This is a genomic window from Tissierellales bacterium, assembly GCA_035301805.1.
Classification (GTDB): domain Bacteria; phylum Bacillota; class Clostridia; order Tissierellales; family DATGTQ01; genus DATGTQ01.
On the sequence record DATGTQ010000180.1, the window covers coordinates 1 to 3,813 of the forward strand.

At 28.8% G+C, this 3,813-nt stretch carries 4 protein-coding genes; all 4 read left to right on the top strand.

Going from position 1 to position 3,813, the window contains the following annotated elements; genetic code table 11:
- Positions 1–146: 146 nt before the first annotated feature.
- Positions 147–614, top strand: coding sequence for a lipoyl synthase (locus VK071_09030; protein HLR35445.1), 468 nt, complete (start codon positions 147–149; stop codon positions 612–614).
- Between the two features lie 454 nt (positions 615–1,068).
- The gene (locus VK071_09035; protein HLR35446.1) at positions 1,069–1,740 is read left to right on the top strand and encodes a response regulator transcription factor; all 672 of its coding nucleotides are present in this window, start codon (positions 1,069–1,071) and stop codon (positions 1,738–1,740) included.
- A 31-nt stretch (positions 1,741–1,771) separates the two neighbouring features.
- The gene (locus VK071_09040) at positions 1,772–3,115 is read left to right on the top strand and encodes a HAMP domain-containing sensor histidine kinase (protein ID HLR35447.1); all 1,344 of its coding nucleotides are present in this window, start codon (positions 1,772–1,774) and stop codon (positions 3,113–3,115) included.
- Between the two features lie 106 nt (positions 3,116–3,221).
- The coding region (locus VK071_09045) for a GerMN domain-containing protein (GenBank protein HLR35448.1) at positions 3,222–3,813 on the top strand (592 nt) is incomplete at its 3' end.

Consider the following 3,813-nt stretch of genomic DNA (forward strand, 5'->3'; position numbering starts at 1 on the left):
CCTGATTGGTTAAAAATAAAACTACGTGGCGGTCAAGATTTAAATAGTGTGCATAGGATTTTAGATGTGCTTTCATTAAATACAGTATGCCGAGAAGCTAAATGTCCAAATCTTATGGAATGTTTCAGTAAAAAACCGCAACGTTCATGATTTTAGGAAAAAACTGTACTAGAAATTATAAATTTTGCAATGTAATTAAAGCACCAGTAGAATCTATAAATCCTAAGGAACCTATAAATATTGCTGATGCTGTTAAAAAGTTAGGTCTTAAATATGTAGTAATAACTTCAGTAACTAGAGATGATTTAACTGATGGAGGCGCAGACCATTTTACAAAAGCTATAAATAGTATTAAAAATGTAGATAAGAATATAATTATAGAAATACTTATTACTGATTTTCAAGGAAATAACGAAGCTTTAACTAAAGTTGTAAAAACTAAACCAAAGGTAATAAATCATAATGTAGAAACAATTCCAAGCTTATACTCTAAAGTAAGACCTATGGCAATGTATGAACGTTCCTTAGAAGTATTGAAAAATATAAAGGAAATGGGTAAAAGCATTTTAACTAAATCTGTCATAATGGTAGGTTTAGGAGAAAAAGAAGAGTAAATAGTAGAATTATTTAAAGACTTAAGAAACCTAGATTGTGATATATTAACTATAGGCCAGTATCTTCCACTTTCAAAAGAACATCTTCCAGTTTCTGAATATATTCATCCAGATACCTTTAATAAATATAAAGAAATGGCCTTAGATTTAGGTTTTAAATTTGTAGCTTCTGGTCCTCTAGTAATAAGCTCTTATAATGCAAATGAAGCCATAGATTTAATTATTGACTAACCTATGGGGAGGAGTAGACTATATCTCCCCATTTTTTATTAAAAGCATTACATCAATTATAAAATAATGATACAATTTAAAAACATTGGTTTTCGGCAAAATTCATTTCAAACAAAATTTATCTCTAAAGATATAAATAAACTTTAGAAAGGGGGAAATAGAATTTATCGCATTCCTATCATAATAAAACTGTGGGTTTCTTGCGACTAAATTCTGTGATTTTATGAATATTTTAATAGTTGATGATGAGAAGCTTATTGTAAAAGGGCTAAAACATAGTTTAGAAGAACAAGGCTATACGGTCTTTGGTGCCTATAATGGTACTGAGGCTTTAAATCTTGTTGAACATAATACTATTGATTTCATTATCCTAGACCTTATGCTGCCAGATATTGATGGAATGATGGTATGCAAAAGAATTAGAAAAAAATATAATATGCCTATACTTATGCTTACAGCAAAAGACGGGGATTATGATAAAATTTTAGGTTTTGAATTTGGTGCTGACGATTATATGACAAAACCGTTTAATACCCTAGAACTTATCGCAAGGATTAAGGCTATAACCAGAAGAGTAAAAGAAAAACCAGAAAATAATATAATATCTTCAAATACTCTAACTATTAATTGGGATGAAAGAAAGGTATATGTAGAAAATGCAGAGATAAAACTTACGGCAAAAGAGTTTGATATGCTTCATCTTCTAGCTAGTAATCCTGGACGAGTATTTACTCGGGAAAATATTTATACATATATTTGGGGAGAAGAGGCCTATGATGTGAGAACTATAGATGTCCATATTAGAAATCTTAGGGAAAAAATTGAAGATAAATCAAAAGACCCAAAATATATAAAAACCAAATGGGGAGTTGGTTACTATTTCAATAAGGATTAAAATGCTTATTATATATAGTTTAATAGTAATTTTGTCTTTTTCGTTAATTGGTACAGTGTTATTAAATAGTTACAAAACTAAGCGTATAAAAAATCAAGAAATAAGATTGTTTCAAACTGCTAATATTGTAGCTGAAACCTATAAAAGCAATACTCAAGATATTATTTTTGCTAGAACTATGGTAAAAACCTATGCAAAACAAGCTGATGCTAGAATACTAGTCACAGATACTAATGGTAAAGTTTTAATAGATAGCTACAATACCTATATAGGTGATACACTTGATAATGCTGAAATAAAATCTAGTATTAAAGGGGAATCTGCATCAAAATTATATAATGTCGATACTAAAGATATCCTTCAACTTTCTGTCCCTATAACAACAAATAATGGCATTGAAACTAAGGTTACTGGGATAGTATTAATCTCTGCATCAATGAATATGGTTAAGGAAGATATGAACGAGCTTAAAAGTGATATATTGAAAGTATCCTCTATTTCCCTAATCTTATCTATTATTTTAATACTTATAGCTGCTAATAGTATTACTCGACCTTTAAGAGATTTAACCTATGGAGTAAACAAAATCTCATCTGGTGCCCTCGGTTATCAAATTGAAAAGAATCCAGGTGGTGAATTTGGCCAATTGGTTAGCACTTTTAATAAAATGAGCTGTAAACTTAGTAATATAGAAAAAAATAGAAAAATCTTTATAAATAATATTTCCCATGAATTAAGAACTCCTCTTACATCCATAAAAGCTCTCACAGAATCTCTTTCTATTGGTAATACTCATTTGGACACTTATAAAGAATATATAATGGATATACATGGTGAAACAGAACGCATGGAAAAGATGGTTAATTATTTAATGAATTCAATAAAACTTGAAGATGTAACTTTAGAACTAAAAGAAGAAAATATTAAAATATTATTAGAAAATTCAATTAAATTAATTACCCCTTATGCAGAGAAAAATGGTGTTAGGATGAATTTTAAAGCTGACCACAATATTTATGCTAAATGTGATTATAATAAAATAAAAGAAGTTATTTTAAACCTCCTTGATAATTCTATAAAATATAAAGATCCTAAAAAGAAAGAAAATTACATTATAATAACCATTCAACAGGGTAAAGATGAATCTTCCATTATTATAGAAGATAATGGATTAGGCATAGAAGAGAAAAAATTACCTTATATTTTTCAAAGGGGATTTAGAGCCCTAGATCAAGATCATCAAAAAGACAAGCTGACTGGCCATGGTATAGGCCTTACTATTGTAAAAAATATTATAGATGAACATAAATGGGCAATATCTGTAGAAAGTTCATTAAGAATAGGCAGTACCTTTACAATAACCATTCCTAACTAATTTATAGATCTTTTATTTTTTCTTAATACTTTCTTAATATTTGTTCATTTTATCTTAAAATCTATTTTATATAATAATGTTAAGTAGAGAAAGGAGAATATTGAACATGAGAAAATTTTTAGTTGTATTTATGTCAATTATATTAATGTTTTCACTTGTAGCTTGTAGTAGCTCAAAGGATAGTTCAGAGGAAAAGGAAGAAATTTTAAATGATGTTGAATCATCTGAACCTAAATATGATGAAAGTGAAAGTGCTTCAGAAGCCTCTGAAGAAGAAACAGAAGGTGAAAGCACCCTGGAAATACTTGATGAAGATACAGAAAATAATGTTGTAGAACCTGCTCCAGAAACTAAGGAAAAAGAAATTACACTCTACTTTGTAAACAAAGATTATATAGACACTGGTGATGAAAGTTTAGAGAAACTTATTGGAGAAAAGCGAGTTATTAAATTTGATAGTACACCTCTTGAAGAGGCAGTAGTCAAAGAGTTAATTGAAGGCGCTAAAAATCCTAAATTATCAACAGTTATTCCTTCAAACGCTCAACTTATAAACGTAGAAGTTGCAGATAAGACTGCATTTGTAAATTTTGCTCAAGAAGGATTATTTGGTGGTTCCATGCAAGAGATTTTCACTTTAAATCAAATAATTAAAAGCCTTTTAGAACTAGATTCTGTAGATAAAGTACAATTTTTAA

What these genes read in the sequence shown, in the direction of transcription:
- VK071_09035 (HLR35446.1), top strand. Translation starts at nt 1,069, where the DNA reads ATGAATATTTTAATAGTTGATGATGAGAAGCTTATTGTAAAAGGGCTA.
- VK071_09030 (HLR35445.1), top strand. Translation starts at nt 147, where the DNA reads ATGATTTTAGGAAAAAACTGTACTAGAAATTATAAATTTTGCAATGTA.